The following is an 18,413-nucleotide window of genomic DNA, read 5'->3' as shown; positions in this document are numbered from 1 at the left end:
GGATAAAATAATTGATTATATGAGACTAGATAAGTTTTTAGTTGCAGTAGGTTTAGGCAGTCGCAGTCAGGTAAAATCCCTACTTAAGGGAAAAGAAATCAAAGTAAATGGAGTGGTTACCAGTTCCCCAAAAGTTCATATTAATGAGAATTTAGATCAGATTAGCTATCAGGAACACACTTTAGTTTATGAAGAATTTGTCTATTATATACTTAATAAACCCAAGGGTTACCTGTCTGCAACTCAGGATAAAAATAGTCAGACAGTTCTTGATTTGTTAGATGCCCAAGCAATTCAGAAAAAAGTATTTCCAGTCGGAAGATTAGATAAGGATACGCATGGTCTGTTATTATTAACCAATAATGGACAGTTGGCCCATGAACTCTTGTCCCCCAAAAAACATGTTGATAAGGTTTATTTAGCCCAGGTTTCAGGGCTTATGACAGACGAAGATAAATTGAGCTTTCAAGCTGGTATTCCCTTATCAGATCATGAGTGTTTACCAGCTCAGCTTGATATTTTAGATACTAACCTTGAAAGGGCTGAATCTACAGTTAAAATCACAATCAAAGAAGGTAAATTTCATCAGGTAAAACGTATGGTTTCTGCTTGTGGGAAAACCGTCACAGATTTGCAGCGCATTTCCATGGGACCCTTATCCTTAGACCCAGATTTACAAGTTGGCCAATACCGTTTCTTAAGTGAAAAAGAAATAGAAGCCCTCCTAAATCTATCACAAGTAAAATAAGCTAAAAAGACCTCTCCATAAATAGTAAGTGGAGAGGTTTTACTTATAACCATTTTTTGAATTTGACATAGAGAATAGAGGAAGTAAGTAAGGTTATAGCAATAATAATGAGGCTAGGATAGCCCCAAGGGCTGTTAAGTTCAGGCATGTACTTAAAATTCATTCCATACCAGCCTACTAAAATGGTTAGAGGCATGCAGCAGGTGGTAACAATGGTTAGAGTTGCCATTATTTTATTTTGTCTCATTTCTAATTGAGAGTTTGATAATTCTCGAATACGTAGAATGGTTTCACGTAAGCTGATTACGATGGTTTGTAGACGAGAAACACGTGCAGAAAAGAGGCGAAAGAATCGTAAATTTTCTTCCTTGAAAAAATTATTTTCATTCTCAGATAATTCTTGAGCAAGATCAATGAGTTGACTATAATGGAGATTCAATTTAGTCAATTTACGCCGGAGTTGATTGAGGTACTGTTCACTGTTTCGATCACTCTTTCCTTCCAGAAAAAGTTCTTCCATAGCATCTAGTTCCTTGTCATAGCCTTCAAGGAGTTCTAAATCCCCATCAATGATAAGTTCAAGAAAATCATACAAAAAGCGTTCTAAGCTGGCTTGTTTCCATTTTTTACTTTTTTGAATTTTATTAAGTAATTTTTCGACATGCTGTTTGGAATCGATAAAAAAGATTCCTTTTTTATTTAAAGCAAAGGAAAAAGAAACGGTTGATTCTAAAAGATCCTTGCGGTTTGGAATGAGAAAAGTAGCCGTTAAAGAATCTAAATTGGTTTCAGCTTTTGTTGATCTTGGTGATTGAAAATTAAAATCAATATCAATCCCCATCTCAATAACATTTTGTAAAGATAGCCATTCTTCTGGTTTCAATACAGCAACAAAGGGTTTATTTTCTGTCATACAAGTGTCAAAAGTTGCTGTTTTTAATGTTTCTGATAATTGATAATACATAAACACATTATAATCCCATTATGAGAAAAAAGCCAGTTTCAAGCTGACTTTTTGTTTTATATAGCCCATTCTCCACCACGGAAGATTGGAACAATTTTTCCATCTGCTGTAATCCCATCAATATCCATTTTTTCTGATCCTATCATAAAATCCACATGGCTTGTTGAACGGTTTAAGCCAGCCTCGGCTAATTGATTCTCAGACATTTCGGTACCACCTTGAATATTAAAAGCATAAGCAGAACCAATAGCTAGATGGTTTGAGGCATTTTCATCAAATAAGGTATTAAAGAAAGTTAAACCAGATAGAGAAATAGGAGTTTTATGGGGAACTAGGGCGACTTCTCCTAAGGCGCGTGCTCCTTCGTTTTCCTCAATTAAACGTTTGATTGTCTCCTCACCTTTTTTAGCTTTAACATCAGTGATTTGGCCATTTTTGAAGGTAAAGGTCATATCTTCAATAACAACTCCTGCGTAGGACAAAGGTTTTGTCGAGCTTACATAGCCATCTGCTCGACGATAATCTGGGGCAGAGAAAACTTCTTCTGTTGGCATATTTGCAATAAACTCTTCTCCTTGAGCATTAATACTTCCAGCAGCTTCCCAGAGATGGTTTTTAGGCATACCTAGTTTCAAATCAGTTCCTGGTGCTCTATAGTGAAGCAAGTCAAATTGATACCCATTTAAAAGATTAGCTTTTGCGACTAAACGTTCCTGATGCTCTTGCCAAGCCTTAATAGGATCTTCTTCATAAATACGATTCATTTTAAAAATAGCATCCCATAAAGCATCAACCTGCTCTTCTTGACTAGAAAGATTAGGAAAGACCATTGCTGCCCATTCAGGACTAGCAGCGGCAACCAAGTTCCAGCTAACCTTATTAGCTTGTGTAGCAGCTCTTTGTTCTGATAAAGCAATAGAGCTTGCTTTAGTTGCTGCTGAAAGACGCTTAGGATCAACACTGGCAAAGGCATTAGGGTCAGCTGACCTTACAACAAGTCTGCTTGCTTTTTTTTCTAGAAGATAATGTGATTTTTCAAGGACATAGCTAGGGATATTTACTAGGCGTTCTTGATCAGCATGAAGTAACTTCTCACGTGTGATGGTGTCATCCATATATTCTACAATAACTTCTACAGCCCCATTTTCATAGGCTTTTTTGGTTAATAAGCGTGCTAAAAGATGATGTTCAACGGCAATTGAAATAATTATGGTGTGACCCTTTTGAACATTTACTCCTTTTTTAATAAGAAGGTCTGCATATTTTTCTAAGTGCTCTTGAAAATTTGGTAAAACCATCAGATAATCCTCAATTTCTTATATTTAGTGAGTTTAAATGTAGCATATTTTAAAGAAAAGCTCAAGATAGGACCCAAGTAATAGACTTTAGCACCAGTCCTTATCTGTCATTTGCTTATTCATCCTATTCATGTTAAGATAGATAAAGAAAAATTTATAATCGAGGTAATGAAAAGTGGCATTTGGCGAAAATGGACCACGTAAAAAAACACTGTTTGAAAAAATAACAATGTTTGTGGTTATCTTAATGGTTCTTGTTACTGTAGGTGGACTAATTGCGGGTGCACTATCAGTATTGATGTAAAAAACGCTGAAAGGCGTTTTTTTGAAATAAGTGAAAGATAGAGATTTAAAAGAATGAGTATGTTTTTAGATACTGCTAAAATTAGTGTACAGGCTGGTCGAGGTGGTGATGGAATGGTCGCCTTTAGGCGAGAAAAATATGTTCCAAACGGGGGCCCATGGGGAGGCGATGGCGGAAAAGGTGGCTCAGTCATTTTTAAAGTCGACGAGGGCCTACGTACCTTGATGGATTTTCGTTATAATAGAAAATTTAAAGCTAAGGCTGGCGAAAAAGGGATGACCAAGGGAATGCATGGACGAGGATCAGAAGACCTCATTGTTCATGTCCCTCAAGGAACGACAGTTAAAGATTTAGAAACAGGAAGGGTTATTATTGACCTTGTTGAAAATGGTCAAGAGTATGTTATTGCCCATGGAGGACGTGGAGGACGTGGAAATATCCGTTTTGCCACACCACGTAACCCAGCACCAGAAATCGCTGAAAATGGTGAACCAGGTGAAGAACGTGAACTGGAATTAGAATTAAAAATATTAGCTGATGTTGGCTTAGTCGGCTTTCCTTCAGTTGGTAAATCAACCTTACTTAGTGTGGTTTCAGCAGCTAAACCTAAAATTGGTGCCTATCATTTTACAACTATTGTTCCTAATCTTGGAATGGTTAGAACAAAATCAGGTGACAGCTTTGCTATGGCTGACCTTCCAGGATTAATTGAAGGTGCAAGCCAGGGTGTAGGGCTAGGAACCCAGTTTTTACGTCATATTGAAAGAACACGTGTTATCTTACATGTTATCGACATGTCTGCCTCAGAAGGACGTGATCCCTTTGAAGACTATCAAGCTATCAATAATGAATTAGAAACCTATAACCTTCGCCTTATGGAACGTCCTCAGCTTATTGTTGCTAACAAGATGGACATGCCCGAAGCTCAGGAAAATTTAAAGATTTTTAAAGAGAAATTAGCAGAGCAGTATGACGAATTTGAGGACTTACCAATGGTATTTCCTGTGTCTACCTTAGCTCAGCAAGGTTTAGACAATTTATTAGATGCAACAGCTGAACTGTTAGTAAAAACGGATGAATTCTTGCTATATGATGAAAATGATTTCCAAGATGAAGAAGTCTACTATGGCTTTAGTGGTCATGAAAAAGAATTTGACATTAGCCGTGCTGATGATGCTTCTTGGATTTTAACGGGTGAAAAACTAGAACATCTATTTGTCATGACAAATATGGAACGTGATGAATCTGTTATGAAATTTGCAAGACAACTTCGTGGTATGGGAGTTGATGAAGCCCTACGTGAACGCGGAGCAAAAGATGGTGATATTGTTCGCATTGGCAATTTTGAGTTTGAATTTGTCGATTGATAGATAGAGTATTCATAAGCTAATACAGATTTTATTGGAGCATATATTATGGGAGATAAACCAATATCTTTTAGGGATAAAGATGGTAATTTCATTTCTGCTGCAGATGTATGGAATGCTAAAAAATTAGAGGAACTCTTTAACCAACTTAATCCCAATAGACGTCTCAGACTTGAACGAGAAAAATTAAACAAAAAAGGACAAGAGTAATTAAATCTTGTCCTTTTTGAGAGCCTGTTCTTGTTTATTTTGAATGTGAAGCCAATTAAAGAAAGTATAAATGTCATTAATTAAGAAAATAATAAAGCAAGTAACTATGGAATAATGGCTTGGATCTTTTTGTGATTCTGATAACCATAAGATAATTAATATAATATCATTTAAAGTAAAGGCAACAGCAAAGTAGGGACTTCTTTTATAACTTAAAAAGGTTGCCATGAAAGAGGTTGAAACAGATAAGGTTGAAACCATTAAAAATGCTGTATGAAGAGAACTTAAGATAAAATAAAAGATCAGAGTCACAAGAAATGTCGATAGGGTAATTAAAAAGATGTCTTTTATGTTTAAATGATTTATAATAACTTCAGATTTCTGGCCTTGGAAGGGGTGGTTTAACCAAGAAAATAAGGAAAGTAGAGCCATAGGTAGGGTCATACAAAAGTAGGTAATAACTTCCCCATAATAATGATTTGTTAAAGAAAGGTAAGCATAAATAACAGAAAATAAGATGGTTAAACCAGGTCCAATAGGATTTCCTTTAGCAGAAAAAATAAGGGAGGTGGCACCAATTAGTGAAGCTGTTAAAGCTAGAAGATTGGAATTAGCAAAAGCTAGGTTAGTAATTAAAATAGTCAGAAGTGAACCTATCCATAAAAGCCACTCAATTTTTGAAAAATATCTTAGTATGGTCATGCTATTATTCAAACATAGCTAGCTCTATCTGTCAATAGTGGCTTCTTTGAGAAGTTCTTGAGTAAGTTCATAATGCAAGAAATGAGGGTTATTAGTTAATGCTCTATCATGTGAGACACAGATAATTGCCCCCGGGAAATCTTCAAGTAACTCTTTTATTAATGGTTGATTAGTGGGGGAAAAATGTCTAGTTGGTTCATCTAAAATAAGGAATTGACTTTTGTTAAGGACTATATGTGCTAAAAAGAGCTTTGCTTTTTGACCGCCCGATAATTGAGAAGTTGGATGATAGATTTCCTCATGCGTAAATTGTAAACTAGCTAAAATAGGTTTGATATCTTGAATATTATGAGGGCTTAAAAAGTCGATTACATTTGCTTTTTCATCTAGAAAATCCTCATAGTTTTGTGGCATATAGGTTATCTTAGTGTGAGTTTGTCTTTTTAAATGCTCATAGATTATCCTTAGTAAACTTGTCTTTCCAATGCCATTCTTACCACTTATTATAAGTTTATCCTGTCCCTTTAGGGTAAGATTAATAACCTGTCCCGTATTTAAAGAGAAATCTTCTAGTTTTAGGATAATTTTTTGCTTAGCTAGTTTTTGAATTTTCGAGAAAAAAAGGTTGATAGTCTCCATTGTGTCAGGAAGCTGTGTTAGCTTTTCTTTTTCTCCAGAAAGTTTCTTTTCTTGGGATTTTATATTTTTCATTTTTTTAGCTAGAAGTCTCCCTGCCGTAGAATCTTTAGTAGCTCTTAGTTGATTTTCAACCTGAGAATGAAGTTTTCTTAAATTGGCTTGTTTGTGTTCAAAGGCTTCTTTTTCTTTCTTGGCTACTTGTGTTAGCTTTTCATATTGTCTCTTACGATTCGTAAGGTAATCTTGATAAGTCCCTTGAAAATAAGTATAAGTAGCCTTTTTTCGTTTTTTAGGAAGTTCTAAATGAAGAATAGCAGTAGCAGTATGACTGAGAAAGGTCTCGTCATGAGATATAAAGAGAATAGTTAGGGGAGAATTTTGAATAAATCTTTCTAGCCATTCTAGGGATTGTAAATCAAGGTCACTAGTTGGCTCATCTAATAAGAGTAAGTCAGGTTGCAGGGCTAGAGCTCTTAGTAGCTGAATTTTTAGCTTTTCTCCTCCTGACAAATCCTTTAAAGTCAAAGCTTCATCTTCTAAGAGTTCACATTTAAAGTGCCATTCATTGGCAAGTTGGAAAAACGTATTATAATCAAAATAATCACTTTTATCTGAATCAAAAATATAAGTATAGAGTTTTTCTTCTAATTGTTCTTCACTTAATGCTTGTGGGATATAAAAAGGATTTTGAAAAGAATGGCTATATTCTCCCTGAGCTTTTGCATAAGTTGAAATGGAAAGAGGATTATTAATGTACTGTATGAGGGTTGACTTCCCAGTGCCTTCTTCACCAATAATGGCTAATTTTTCTACTTCATGTAAAGTGATATTGAGCTGATCTACTAAGGTGTGGAAGTCTTTTTCATGAAACAAGGTTAGGTTGTGACATTGTAGCATAGGGTTCTCCTTTTCTAGCTTGAGAATAGCTTTAGAAGTAGTCTGTTAGCTTGGCTATTAAAAAAGAAGAGATTATTCAAGAAAAAAACTTCCTACCTTGACAAGTAGAAAGTTGATAGATGCTAAAATAGACAGTATTTTACTAAATACTGGATTTCTTATATGAGAGCATACTAAAAAACTAAACTTGAAAAGGTTATCTCTTCTATTAGTTTTTTAGTTGTTCATTGCTCCCTTACCTCCGAGTTAGTGACAAGTTTATCTTAACATATTATACTTTTTATGTCAAAAAAATAAAGACAGGAGTTTTTCCTAGTCTTTATCTTTTTGCTTTTCTTAAACATTAAGAACTTTGTCTAAAAATTCAATTAAGCGAGGATGTTTTGGATGGTCAAAGATTTGTTCAGGTGTCCCATCTTCTAAGAATTGACCACCATCAGTAAAAATAACTCTATTTGCAACTTGTCGTGCAAAGCCCATTTCATGTGTGACGATTAACATGGTCATGCCTTGGTTAGCTAGATCACGCATAACATTTAAAACATCACCAACCATTTCAGGGTCAAGTGCAGAAGTTGGTTCATCAAATAGCATGATATCAGGGTTCATTGCTAAGCTTCTAGCAATAGCTACCCTTTGTTTTTGTCCACCTGAGAGGCTAGCTGGGTAAGCGTCTGCTTTGTCATAGAGACCAACCTTTTTTAGAAGCTCAAGTCCGTGTTCTTTAGCAACAGCCTTAGTTTCTTTGCCTAATTCGATAGGACCAAACATGATATTTTCCAAAACTGTCATATGTGGGAAAAGATTAAAATGTTGAAAAACCATACCAATATTTTCACGTGCCTTATCAATATTTGTTTTAGGATCTGATAATTCAAATCCATCCACGACTACTTTACCACTTGTAATAGATTCTAATAAATTTAAAGTACGAAGAAAGGTAGACTTTCCAGAACCTGAAGGTCCAATGATACAAACAACATCACCTTCATAGAATTTAGCATCAATGCCTTTTAACACTTCATTATTACCAAAAGATTTATGAAGATTTTGGACGTCTATTTTTAATTCTGCCATTAGTTAAGCCTCTTTTCTAAACGTTTAGCTAGTTTTGTTAAGAGCGTAATCATTACTAAGTAAATGATTGCCAAAATTGCATACATACGGAAAGATTGATAGTTCCTAGCAATGATAATTTTTCCGGTCTGGAATAACTCTACCAAACCAATTGCTGAAACAATAGTTGTATCTTTTAGTGAAATAACAAATTGGTTAATAAAGTTTGGTAACATAACTTTAACTGCTTGAGGGAGAATAACCTTTCTCATGGTTATTTTATAAGGAATCCCTAAGCTGCGGCTAGCTTCCATTTGCCCAGAAGGAATAGCTTCAATCCCACCACGAACAATCTCAGCAATATAGGCACCTCCATTGAGGGATAAGGCAATAGTTGCTGCTAAAAAGTCATTAATAGGTGATTGGCGACCGGTTAAACTTTCAATGAGATTTGGGAGCCCCCAGAAGATAAAGGCAGCGACAATCATTAGTGGAATACCACGGATAATATCCACAAAGAGTGACGATGTTATTCGTAACCCTTTGCTTGGTGAAACAGCCATAATACCAAAGATAATCCCAATTACCAAGGCAATAGCAAAGGAAATAAGTGTAAGGCTTAAGGTTGTTCCTAAACCTGATAGGAGTTGCTTATAGTTATTTGACACTAATCCTAAAACATTTGATTCATCAATAACCTTGTGGTTTTTATTTTTGTCATCTTCTGATTTTAAATATTTGTTGATAATATGATCATATTCACCAGATTTTTTCAAGGCAGCTAAGCCGTTGTTAAACATTTCAACCAGCTCTGGGTTAGAGCCCTTTTTAACAGCAAAGCCATATTGACCAGAAGGTTCTCCTTTAATAGGGGTTTCAAAACGTCGTCCTTGTTGGATAGAATATTTCAAAATAGCTTCATCGTCCATAATAGCTACTATAGAGCCAGAGTTTAAACTATCGTACATTGATGAGGCTTCATCAAATGCTTTTAAGTTGTAATGATATTTTGCTTTGTTAGCTTCTAGGAAATTATAAGAAGCAGTTCCTTTTTTAGCACCAACCGTTTTACCATTTAAATCATGGTAAGATTTTATGGGACTACCAGATTTTACACCAAGTAAGATATTAGAGGTGTAATAAGAATCGGAGAAGTCAAAAATTTGTTTCCGTTCATCTGTTATTGACATACCAGCAATAGCAGCGTCAGCTTGGCCAGACTGAACAGCATTTAAAGCGGCATCAAATCCAGGGTTTGCAACTTCAATAGAAAAATTTTGATCTTTAGCAATAGCCTTAATCAGCTCCATATCGATTCCGACATACTTTCCTTTTTCGTTTTGGAATTCAAAAGGAGCAAAGGAAGAATCGGCTACAATTTTATACTTTTCTTTTACAGGAGTAGCTTTTTTGGAAGCATCTCCTGTAGAAGTTAAGTCTGGAACCTGAGATGACTGACCAAGCCATTTTGACATGATAGCTTGGTAAGTTCCATCAGCTTTCATTTCCTGTAGGGCTTGGTTGAAATCATCAATTAAATAATCGTAACCACTACCTTTTTTAACAGCAAAACCAAAACTACCAATAGCTTCGCCCTTCATATTGATAGCTAAGTCTTGTTTTTGATTGATAGCAAATTGAATAACAGGCTCGTCATCCATAACGGCTTCAATAGAACCAGCAGATAAGCTATTGTACATTAGGTCGCCCGTATCAAAGGTTTTAACCTTGAATTTATACTTTGTTTTATTTTTATTTAGAAAAGCCTGAGCAGCAGTTCCATTTTTAACACCAACCGTTTTACCTTTTAGGGCGCTATATTTTTTAATGGGACTAGCTGCTTTAGTAGCAATAACAATTTTAGTATCGTAATAAGGATCTGAAAAAGAGAATACTTTTTTTCTTTCATCAGTAATGGTTGTCCCAGCCATCAAGGCCTTAGCTTGTCCAGATTGGATAGCATTTACCGCAGCATCAAAACCTGGGAAAGTCATTTTGTAATCCCAATTTTTACGTTTAGCTACTTCATCAATAATATCAACGTCTATACCTTTATAAACTTGATCAGAATCCTTATACTCAAAGGGAGCATAGGCAGTATCTGATACAATTGTGATAGTTTCTGCACTTGCATTACTAGTTAATGTTAGAAAAAATAACGATAGTAAAGCAAGGAGAAGGACTTTTATTTTCTTTTTCATAGTATTCTCCTTTAAAAATATGCTTTATTATATCAGAAAGTCCTAGGATAAGCAATCTTTATTTTTGTTTCATGTCATAAAACCTGACATGGATTTTCGACTTTTAATTTCAATAAAATGGAAGCGGCTGTGGTAAAATAGATATAAGGAAGTTTTAGAGGATTAAATATGATAGATAAACGTGAAGAAAAACCTTTTCATTTAGTCTCAAAATACCAGCCATCTGGAGATCAACCTCAGGCCATTGAAGAATTAGTGGACAACATAGAAGGTGGAGAAAAAGCTCAAATACTACTGGGTGCCACAGGTACTGGGAAAACTTATACCATGAGTCAGGTAATAAGTAAAATTAATAAGCCAACCTTAGTTATTGCCCATAATAAAACCTTAGCAGGCCAGCTTTATGGGGAATTTAAAGAATTTTTTCCTGATAATGCTGTGGAATATTTTGTTTCTTACTATGATTATTATCAGCCAGAAGCCTATGTGCCTTCAAGTGATACCTACATTGAAAAAGATAGTTCTGTAAATGATGAGATTGATAAATTAAGGCATTCAGCCACTTCCTCTTTACTAGAAAGAAATGATGTTATTGTTGTTGCATCAGTTTCTTGTATTTATGGACTTGGTTCTCCTAAAGAATATGCTGATTCAGCAGTTAGTTTAAGACCAGGTCAAGAAATTTCTAGAGACCAACTCTTAAACCAATTAGTTGATATTCAATTTGAACGTAATGATATTGATTTTCAGCGTGGTCGTTTTAGGGTAAGAGGGGATGTGGTTGAAGTCTTTCCTGCTTCGCGTGATGAACATGCCTTTAGGATTGAATTCTTTGGGGATGAAATTGATCGTATTCGTGAAATTGAAAGTCTCACGGGTAAGGTTTTAGGCGAAGCTGAGCATTTAGTTCTTTTTCCTGCTACCCACTTTGTAACTAATGATGAGCATATGGAAGCATCCATTGCTAAGATTCAGGCAGAGCTTGAAGAACAATTGAAACTCTTTGAATCGGAAGGAAAGCTCTTAGAAGCTCAGCGATTAAAACAAAGAACAGAGTATGATATTGAAATGCTCCGTGAAATGGGTTATACCAACGGTGTTGAAAATTACTCGCGTCATATGGATGGGCGCTCTGCTGGAGAACCTCCCTATACCTTGCTAGACTTCTTTCCTGAAGATTTTTTAATCATGATTGATGAAAGCCATATGACCATGGGGCAAATCAAGGGAATGTATAATGGTGACCAGGCAAGGAAAAAAATGCTGGTTGACTATGGTTTTAGACTACCATCAGCTTTAGATAATCGGCCTTTAAGAAGAGAAGAATTTGAAAGTCATGTCCATCAAATAGTTTACGTCTCTGCTACACCAGGTGATTATGAAATGGAACAGACAGATACTGTCATAGAGCAGATTATTAGACCTACAGGCCTCTTAGATCCCGAGGTAGAAGTCCGTCCAAGCATGGGGCAAATGGATGATTTACTTGGTGAAATCAATGATCGTGTGAATAAGGGGGAAAGAACCTTTATTACAACTCTTACCAAGAAAATGGCTGAAGATTTAACAGATTACCTAAAAGAAATGGGTGTTAAAGTTAAATACATGCATAGTGATATTAAGACTCTTGAAAGAACTGAAATCATCCGAGATTTACGTTTAGGCGTATTTGATGTTTTAATCGGTATTAACTTGCTTAGAGAAGGAATAGATGTTCCTGAGGTTAGCCTTGTTGCGATACTGGATGCTGATAAGGAAGGTTTCTTAAGAAATACAAGAGGCCTCATCCAAACGATAGGGAGAGCTGCAAGAAACTCAGAAGGTCATGTTATCATGTATGCTGATAAGATGACAGATTCTATGAAGAAGGCTATAGCTGAAACGGCTCGCCGTCGTCAAACCCAAATAGCATATAATGAAGAACACGGCATTATACCAAAAACAATCAAAAAAGATATTCGCGATCTGATTTCAATCACTAAAGGTGGGGAGTCTGTTGAAGAAGAAGTTGTTGATTATAATGCTATGACTAAGTCCGAAAGACAAGAAGCTATTAAAAAATTACAGAAACAAATGCATGAAGCAGCAGAGATGTTAGACTTTGAATTAGCCGCAGAAATTCGGGATATGGTTTTGGAACTAAAAACCATGTAGTAATAGCTTGTCTAGCTATAAGTCAACACTTATCTGTCTTTAAGATTAAGATAAGTTTAAGACAAAAAATATATTTTTATGTTCATAAAATGGTACACTTTACCTGTTAAGCAAAGAGGATAAGTGAGTAAAATTATTAATATCATTCTAATAAATGTTTTTTCTCATAAATTCATATTTTCCTTGCTCAAACATGTAAAATAATGTAAAATTTTCTAGTGCATTAATAAACTAATACAAGAGGTAACAAGTAAATGTTAGAAGAATCTAAAGTAAAAACTATTGCAGTTTTTATTGGTAAAATTATCTTATTTTATATCATATTTATGCTTCTTGTTTATTTCTTTGGCTACACTGGCTATGGTCAAGGTAATTTTATCTATAATGAATTTTAAGGAGTATGCCCATGATTTATGATATGCTTGAAACAATTGATTCTTATGCCCTAACTAATCCTGATACAATTGTTTATGATTGTATGGGAGATTGTCATAGTTATAAGGAACTGAAAATAGATTCTGACAGCCTTGCTTTTTTTATTGATCAATTACAATTACAAGCTAAGAGTCCTGTCCTAGTGTTTGGAGCTCAGTCTTATGATATGCTTGTAACCTTTATTGCTTTAAACAAAGCAGGACATGCTTATATACCTGTTGATGTCCACTCTGCACCAGAGAGGATTAAGTCAATTATTGATATTGCTAAGCCAGCAGCTGTTTTTGCTATTGAGGAATTACCTATTGAAGTCAGCTCAGTTCCTGTCTATGCTTATCAAGATATTGAAAAAGCTAAATTAGCTAAATCAAACTATCACATGTCACATTCTGTCAAGGGTGATGATAACTACTATATTATTTTTACTTCTGGTACAACTGGTCAACCAAAAGGGGTTCAGATTTCACATGATAACCTTCTTAGTTTTACCAATTGGATGATTGAGAGTCCAGAGTTTAAACTTCCTAGCTTTCCTCAAATGCTAGCTCAGCCTCCCTATTCATTTGACTTATCAGTTATGTATTGGGCACCAACCTTGGCTTTAGGAGGAACCTTATTTGCTCTTCCTAAAGAAATTGTCTCAGACTACAAGGTCTTGTTTAAAACAATTATTAATCTTCCTATAGGTATTTGGACTTCTACCCCTTCCTTTGTTGATATGGCTTTATTAAGTGAAGATTTCTGTCATGAGAAAATGCCTCTGTTGACACATTTTTATTTTGATGGAGAAGAGTTAACAGTCTCAACCGCTAAAAAATTATTTGAACGATTCCCAGATGCTCATATTGTTAATGCTTATGGACCTACTGAAGCAACTGTTGCCCTTTCAGCCATTGCTATTACAAAGGAGATGACTGAAAATTATAAGCGCTTACCAATTGGTTATCCTAAAGCAGATTCACCAACCTATATTTTAGATGAAGACCTTAACATTCTACCCCCTGGGCAACAAGGAGAGATCGTTGTGACAGGGCCTGCTGTGTCAAAAGGTTATATTAATAATCCTAATAAGACTGCAGAAGCTTTCTTTACCTTTAATGGGCAAAAGGCCTATCATACAGGTGATGTTGGCTCTTATGCCGATAATCAGTTATTGATTTATGGCGGCCGACTTGATTTTCAAATAAAATATGCTGGCTATCGTATTGAACTAGAGGATGTGTCTCAGCAACTTAATCAATCTCCGTACGTAGAATCAGCAGTAGCTGTTCCAAGGTATAATGACAGTCATAAGGTTCAGAACCTTTTAGCTATCATCGTTTTAAAAGATGGCCTTACAAATGAATTTAAGAATGAACGGGAAATCACCAAAGCGATTAAAGAGTCTGTTAAAGATAAAATGATGTCTTACATGATGCCTCAAAAATTTATTTTTAAAGATGTACTCCCTTTAACTGCTAATGGTAAGATTGATATAAAATCTTTGATAAATGAGGTAAATCAAAGATGAGTTCACTATTTAATTCAATTCCTTATATGGAACCTTACGGCAATCCGATCTATTTCTTCTATTTACTACTAGCCTTAGTTCCTATTGTTATATCCTTACTTAATGGGAAAAAACTTAAAAAATATGAATTTATAGTTAGTATTCTCTTCATTTTATTTATGTTTGGCGGTGATAATTACCATCAGTTAGGAGCCTTCTTATTTTATATTGTATGGCAAATTATTTGTGTCTTTGGCTATAAAAATTATCGTCGAAGTCACAATCAATCAATTATTTTTTATCTGACTGTTTTTGCAAGTATTTTTCCCTTGCTGCTAGTTAAGATAATTCCCTTGACTGCTGTGAATCCAACACAATCTTTATTTGCTTTTATGGGGATTTCTTATCTTACCTTTAAAACTGTTGGTATGATTATTGAGATGCGTGATGGCGTAATGACGGATTTTAACTTATTTACCTTCATACGCTTTATGATTTTTTTACCAACATTCTCAAGTGGACCTATCGATCGCTACCGTAGATTTGAAGAGGATTACAAGACTATACCAAGTCGAGATAACTATCTGAAAATGATTGAAACAGCAGTTATGTATATTATGCTTGGATTCTTGTATAAATTTATCATTTCCTATGTATTAGGTAGCTTATTGTTGCCTCTGATTGAAGCAAAGGCTCTAGGTATTGGTGGTTTATTTAACCGAGAAACCTTGTTAGTGATGTATGTCTATGGTTTAAATCTCTTCTTTGACTTTGCAGGCTACTCCATGTTTGCTATTGCAATTTCATACCTTATGGGAATTAAGACCCCACAAAATTTCAATAAACCTTTTTTATCTGTTAATTTAAAAGAATTTTGGAATAGATGGCATATGAGTCTCTCCTTTTGGTTTAGAGATTACGTATACATGAGGTTGGTACATGCTCTTATTAAGCATAAAACCTTTAAGAATAGAAATGTAACTTCAGGATTTGCTTATATTGTTAACATGACATTGATGGGCTTTTGGCATGGTTTGACCTGGTACTATATTGCTTATGGACTATTTCATGCCATAGGCTTAATTATAAATGACGCTTGGACAAGAAAGAAAAAAGCCATTAACCGAGAGCGGAAGAAGCAGGGCTTGGCACCAAGATTTGAAAGCAAAGCCTTTTATCTCTTCTCAGTAGTGCTTACATTCCATGTGGTTATGTTCTCCTTACTACTTTTCTCCGGTTTCTTGAATGTTCTTTGGTTTAACAATATACAAAAATAATAGAAAGAAGAAAGTTATGACAACAGAAGAAATTATTATTGAATTATTTGATCGTTTATTTATGGAAGATGTCTCTGATATTTTAGATGAAGATTTATTTGATGCAGGTGTTTTAGATAGTTTAGGAACAGTTGAATTAATTGTGGAATTAGAGTCAATCTTTAATATTAAAGTTCCTATCTCAGAATTTGGTCGTGAAGATTGGAATACCGTTAACAAAATTATTCAAGGTGTTGAGGAATTAAAAAATGCTTAAAAAGCTGTGGCTAATTTTTGGACCAGTTTTACTTGCTCTAGGCTTGGTAATAATCACTATTTTTTCCTTCCCATCTCATCTTAAACATGATATTAAGGAAGAAAAGGTAAATGCGGTTTCCTTAACAGATACCTCTTTTAAAAATGGATTGATTAAGAAACAGGCTTTTTCAGATAAGAATATTCTCTTTGTACCTTTCTTTGGTTCTAGTGAATGGAGCAGGATGGATAGTATGCACCCTTCTGTTTTAGCTGAAAAATATGATAGATCATATAGACCCTTTTTAATTGGTAAACGTGGCACACAATCCCTATCACAATATTTTGGGTTACAACAATTTAACCAAGATATTAGTGGAAAAAAAGCTATTTTTGTAATTTCACCACAATGGTTTACTCAAAAAGGTACAGAAGCAACAGCTGTCCAAAAATACTTATCTAATTCACAAATCATTGCTTTCTTACTTCAAGCAAATAACAAAGATGCTGAATATGAGTATGCAGCTAAAAGACTGCTTTCAGTTAATCCTAGTGTTGTTTTATCAAGTTATTTAAGAAAGGTTAGTCAAGGAAAGGCCTTAAGTGCTTTTGACAAAAAAGTCCTATATTTCTTAGAGAAAGTTTCCTTAAGGGAAGAGTCTTTATTTAGCCATTTCAATAAATCTGATAATTATCAGACAAGAATTATTCCAAGAACTCAAGGATTACCCAAAAACTTTTCGTACAGTCGCTTGCATGAACTTGCTTCTAGAAGAGGTAAGGAAGGAACAAGTAATAATAAGTTTGGGATTCAGAATTTCTTCTTTTCTAAGCGTATCGCTCCGCAATTCCAACTATATAAAAATCTTCAAATGAAGTATTCTTATGTAGTTTCTCCGGAATATAATGATTTTCAATTACTCTTATCTCAGTTTGAACAAAAAAATGTTCAAGTTCTGTTTGTTATTCCCCCTGTTAATAAAAAGTGGGCTAACTATACTGGTTTAAATCAAAAAAAATATCAGCAGGCTGTAAAAAAGATCAAGTACCAATTAGAGAGTCAAGGATTTACCAATATTGTTGATTTTTCTGAAAGGGGTGGAGATCCTTACTTTATGCAAGATACCATCCATATAGGTTGGAATGGCTGGTTAGAGTTTGATAAAAAGGTACAGCTATTTTTAGAAGGTAATGATCAGGTAGACCATTATGATTTAGATCCTTATTTTTATACAAAAGGCTGGGCCCTTGCAAGGGATGGATTTTAAAAAATAATTTAGGAAAGAAGGTTAGAATTGTTAGTTGCTATCGTCCTCTTGTTGAGTTTAGTATCTTTTATTTTAGTTATTGAGTATGGTCAAAAGCGTTCTTTATCAAGTTGGCTGATTGAGAAAATGTTTGATTATCGTAAATATAAACTGTCTAAGAAAGTAGATGATTATCAGGGTATTGAAACCCAACGACGTCGAAATATTCCTTATCGCTTGGATAATCCCGAAAGCTTGGTTGGATTTTCAACTCAAGAATATGATATTGATGGAATGCAGGTTTTTATTATCAATGATCAAAAAGATGAGAATCAGCCACTTATTTTTTACCTATATGGAAGTGTGTATTTAAGAAGGCCAGAAAAGTTACACTTTAACACAATCAAGCATCTCATTCAATTAACAAATGCTAAACTTGTCTTTCCTAATTTTGAAAGAGCTCCCTATGCCACTTACAAAGATGTTTATCCTAAACTAGTTAAGGCTTATAAGCAGTTTTCTTTATCAGGTAAAGCAAATAAAGTTAGTGTGGTTGGTGATTCCTCAGGTGGTGGTATGGCTTTAGCTTTTGCACAATATATTAGAGATCACCAAAGTGCACCACAGCCCAAGCAACTTATTCTTTTATCACCATGGTTAGATGTTAGTTTGGCCAATCAAGACTATAAAACATTTGAAGCATCAGAAGCTTACTTGGATGCAGGTCGCTTAAAAGATATTGGAGAATTATGGGCAGGCAGTAAAGAAGAAATCTTATCACCCTATGTTAGTCCTCTCTATGGTTCCTATCATGATTTACCTAAGATTATAAGTTTTGTTGGAACGAGAGAAATTTTTTATCCAGATATTATTAATTTACATAAACGATTAACAAGAGAAGCTTGTGAAAATCAATTAATAGTGGCAGATAAGATGATTCACGCCTATGCTATCTTTCCAATCAGAGAGGCGAAAGCAGCCCGTAAGAAAATTGCAGACTTTATTCTCAGTGATTAAATAAGAATAAAGCTGGAGTTTAGAGTTTTTGATGGACTCGAAATTCTATATTATGATTACTAAAAAACTTGGTTCTGTTCTAGACAGAGCCCGTTTTTTGTTTATTTTTTCTGTACATATACTCATTATTAAGGCTTAGCAAATATCTTTTTCTCAGGAAAATAATGTTTTTAA

Annotated in this window: 17 protein-coding genes; 11 read left to right on the top strand and 6 right to left on the bottom strand. The window is 34.7% G+C overall.

Translation table 11 applies throughout. From position 1 onward, the window contains the following. The first annotated feature begins 19 nt into the window (after nucleotides 1-19). Nucleotides 20-748, top strand: coding sequence for a pseudouridine synthase (locus tag A3GU_RS0103560; protein ID WP_018366174.1), 729 nt, complete (start codon nucleotides 20-22; stop codon nucleotides 746-748). A gap of 43 nt (nucleotides 749-791) precedes the next feature. Here the strand turns inward: A3GU_RS0103560 and A3GU_RS0103555 are convergent, their stop codons facing one another. Beyond that, complete coding sequence (locus A3GU_RS0103555; RefSeq protein ID WP_018366173.1) at nucleotides 792-1,712, bottom strand: magnesium transporter CorA family protein; 921 nt, start codon at nucleotides 1,710-1,712, stop codon at nucleotides 792-794. A 56-nt stretch (nucleotides 1,713-1,768) separates the two neighbouring features. Next, entirely contained in the window at nucleotides 1,769-3,010 is a 1,242-nt protein-coding gene (locus A3GU_RS0103550) for an aminopeptidase (protein WP_018366172.1), read from the bottom strand. Nucleotides 3,011-3,185: 175 nt separating this feature from the next. Between A3GU_RS0103550 and A3GU_RS09990 the strand changes: the two genes are divergently transcribed. Genes A3GU_RS09990 through A3GU_RS10180 form a run of 3 tightly spaced genes read left to right on the top strand, consistent with a single transcriptional unit; the run spans nucleotide 3,186 to nucleotide 4,891 of the window. Then, nucleotides 3,186-3,314: a DUF4044 domain-containing protein gene (locus A3GU_RS09990; RefSeq protein WP_018366171.1), complete on the top strand. Its 129-nt coding sequence runs from the start codon at nucleotides 3,186-3,188 to the stop codon at nucleotides 3,312-3,314. Nucleotides 3,315-3,367: 53 nt separating this feature from the next. Further along, nucleotides 3,368-4,681: a GTPase ObgE gene (obgE, locus tag A3GU_RS0103540; RefSeq protein ID WP_026216435.1), complete on the top strand. Its 1,314-nt coding sequence runs from the start codon at nucleotides 3,368-3,370 to the stop codon at nucleotides 4,679-4,681. A 48-nt stretch (nucleotides 4,682-4,729) separates the two neighbouring features. Then, a complete protein-coding gene (locus A3GU_RS10180; protein ID WP_018366169.1) occupies nucleotides 4,730-4,891 on the top strand; it encodes a hypothetical protein in 162 nt (53 codons plus the stop codon). Here the strand turns inward: A3GU_RS10180 and pnuC are convergent, their stop codons facing one another. The 4 genes from pnuC to A3GU_RS0103515 form a co-directional block, all read right to left on the bottom strand. Beyond that, nucleotides 4,892-5,593 (bottom strand): nicotinamide riboside transporter PnuC, encoded by a 702-nt coding sequence (gene pnuC, locus A3GU_RS0103530; protein ID WP_018366168.1) that lies wholly within the window; start codon nucleotides 5,591-5,593, stop codon nucleotides 4,892-4,894. Between the two features lie 24 nt (nucleotides 5,594-5,617). Then, complete coding sequence (locus A3GU_RS0103525; RefSeq protein WP_018366167.1) at nucleotides 5,618-7,129, bottom strand: ATP-binding cassette domain-containing protein; 1,512 nt, start codon at nucleotides 7,127-7,129, stop codon at nucleotides 5,618-5,620. Nucleotides 7,130-7,465: 336 nt separating this feature from the next. Beyond that, on the bottom strand, nucleotides 7,466-8,206 hold the full coding sequence (locus tag A3GU_RS0103520; RefSeq protein WP_018366166.1) for an amino acid ABC transporter ATP-binding protein: 741 nt from the start codon (nucleotides 8,204-8,206) through the stop codon (nucleotides 7,466-7,468). After that, nucleotides 8,206-10,386, bottom strand: coding sequence for an ABC transporter substrate-binding protein/permease (locus A3GU_RS0103515; protein WP_018366165.1), 2,181 nt, complete (start codon nucleotides 10,384-10,386; stop codon nucleotides 8,206-8,208). The genes A3GU_RS0103520 and A3GU_RS0103515 overlap by 1 nt, the downstream gene beginning before the upstream one ends. A 168-nt stretch (nucleotides 10,387-10,554) precedes the next feature. Between A3GU_RS0103515 and uvrB the strand changes: the two genes are divergently transcribed. The 7 genes from uvrB (at nucleotide 10,555) to A3GU_RS0103480 (ending at nucleotide 18,239) form a co-directional block, all read left to right on the top strand. After that, nucleotides 10,555-12,540: an excinuclease ABC subunit UvrB gene (uvrB, locus tag A3GU_RS0103510; RefSeq protein WP_018366164.1), complete on the top strand. Its 1,986-nt coding sequence runs from the start codon at nucleotides 10,555-10,557 to the stop codon at nucleotides 12,538-12,540. Nucleotides 12,541-12,794: 254 nt separating this feature from the next. Next, a complete protein-coding gene (locus A3GU_RS0103505; protein WP_018366163.1) occupies nucleotides 12,795-12,935 on the top strand; it encodes a teichoic acid D-Ala incorporation-associated protein DltX in 141 nt (46 codons plus the stop codon). Between the two features lie 11 nt (nucleotides 12,936-12,946). Next, nucleotides 12,947-14,485 carry a D-alanine--poly(phosphoribitol) ligase subunit DltA gene (gene dltA / locus A3GU_RS0103500; RefSeq protein WP_018366162.1) on the top strand — a complete coding sequence of 513 codons (1,539 nt, stop codon included), beginning with the start codon at nucleotides 12,947-12,949 and terminating at the stop codon, nucleotides 14,483-14,485. After that, entirely contained in the window at nucleotides 14,482-15,741 is a 1,260-nt protein-coding gene (dltB, locus tag A3GU_RS0103495) for a D-alanyl-lipoteichoic acid biosynthesis protein DltB (protein ID WP_018366161.1), read from the top strand. Before dltA ends, dltB begins: the two co-directional genes overlap by 4 nt. 16 nt (nucleotides 15,742-15,757) lie before the next feature. Further along, a complete protein-coding gene (gene dltC, locus A3GU_RS0103490; RefSeq protein WP_018366160.1) occupies nucleotides 15,758-15,997 on the top strand; it encodes a D-alanine--poly(phosphoribitol) ligase subunit DltC in 240 nt (79 codons plus the stop codon). Further along, the gene (gene dltD, locus A3GU_RS0103485; RefSeq protein WP_018366159.1) at nucleotides 15,990-17,243 is read left to right on the top strand and encodes a D-alanyl-lipoteichoic acid biosynthesis protein DltD; all 1,254 of its coding nucleotides are present in this window, start codon (nucleotides 15,990-15,992) and stop codon (nucleotides 17,241-17,243) included. The genes dltC and dltD overlap by 8 nt, the downstream gene beginning before the upstream one ends. Before the next feature lie 27 nt (nucleotides 17,244-17,270). Continuing rightward, nucleotides 17,271-18,239, top strand: coding sequence for an alpha/beta hydrolase (locus A3GU_RS0103480; protein WP_018366158.1), 969 nt, complete (start codon nucleotides 17,271-17,273; stop codon nucleotides 18,237-18,239). Nucleotides 18,240-18,413: the final 174 nt, after the last annotated feature.

It is taken from the genome of Streptococcus didelphis DSM 15616, from assembly GCF_000380005.1.
In the GTDB taxonomy this organism is placed as follows: domain Bacteria; phylum Bacillota; class Bacilli; order Lactobacillales; family Streptococcaceae; genus Streptococcus; species Streptococcus didelphis.
This window is presented reverse-complemented; position numbering and strand designations above follow the sequence as displayed.

Bases quoted from the DNA above. Each gene is read 5' to 3' on its own strand.
- A3GU_RS0103560 (WP_018366174.1), top strand. From the start codon at position 20: ATGAGACTAGATAAGTTTTTAGTTGCAGTAGGTTTAGGCAGTCGCAGT.
- A3GU_RS0103555 (WP_018366173.1), bottom strand. From the start codon at position 1,712: ATGTATTATCAATTATCAGAAACATTAAAAACAGCAACTTTTGACACT.
- A3GU_RS0103550 (WP_018366172.1), bottom strand. From the start codon at position 3,010: ATGGTTTTACCAAATTTTCAAGAGCACTTAGAAAAATATGCAGACCTT.
- obgE (WP_026216435.1), top strand. From the start codon at position 3,368: ATGAGTATGTTTTTAGATACTGCTAAAATTAGTGTACAGGCTGGTCGA.
- A3GU_RS10180 (WP_018366169.1), top strand. From the start codon at position 4,730: ATGGGAGATAAACCAATATCTTTTAGGGATAAAGATGGTAATTTCATT.
- pnuC (WP_018366168.1), bottom strand. From the start codon at position 5,593: ATGACCATACTAAGATATTTTTCAAAAATTGAGTGGCTTTTATGGATA.
- A3GU_RS0103525 (WP_018366167.1), bottom strand. From the start codon at position 7,129: ATGCTACAATGTCACAACCTAACCTTGTTTCATGAAAAAGACTTCCAC.
- A3GU_RS0103520 (WP_018366166.1), bottom strand. From the start codon at position 8,206: ATGGCAGAATTAAAAATAGACGTCCAAAATCTTCATAAATCTTTTGGT.
- A3GU_RS0103515 (WP_018366165.1), bottom strand. From the start codon at position 10,386: ATGAAAAAGAAAATAAAAGTCCTTCTCCTTGCTTTACTATCGTTATTT.
- uvrB (WP_018366164.1), top strand. From the start codon at position 10,555: ATGATAGATAAACGTGAAGAAAAACCTTTTCATTTAGTCTCAAAATAC.
- A3GU_RS0103505 (WP_018366163.1), top strand. From the start codon at position 12,795: ATGTTAGAAGAATCTAAAGTAAAAACTATTGCAGTTTTTATTGGTAAA.
- dltA (WP_018366162.1), top strand. From the start codon at position 12,947: ATGATTTATGATATGCTTGAAACAATTGATTCTTATGCCCTAACTAAT.
- dltB (WP_018366161.1), top strand. From the start codon at position 14,482: ATGAGTTCACTATTTAATTCAATTCCTTATATGGAACCTTACGGCAAT.
- dltC (WP_018366160.1), top strand. From the start codon at position 15,758: ATGACAACAGAAGAAATTATTATTGAATTATTTGATCGTTTATTTATG.
- dltD (WP_018366159.1), top strand. From the start codon at position 15,990: ATGCTTAAAAAGCTGTGGCTAATTTTTGGACCAGTTTTACTTGCTCTA.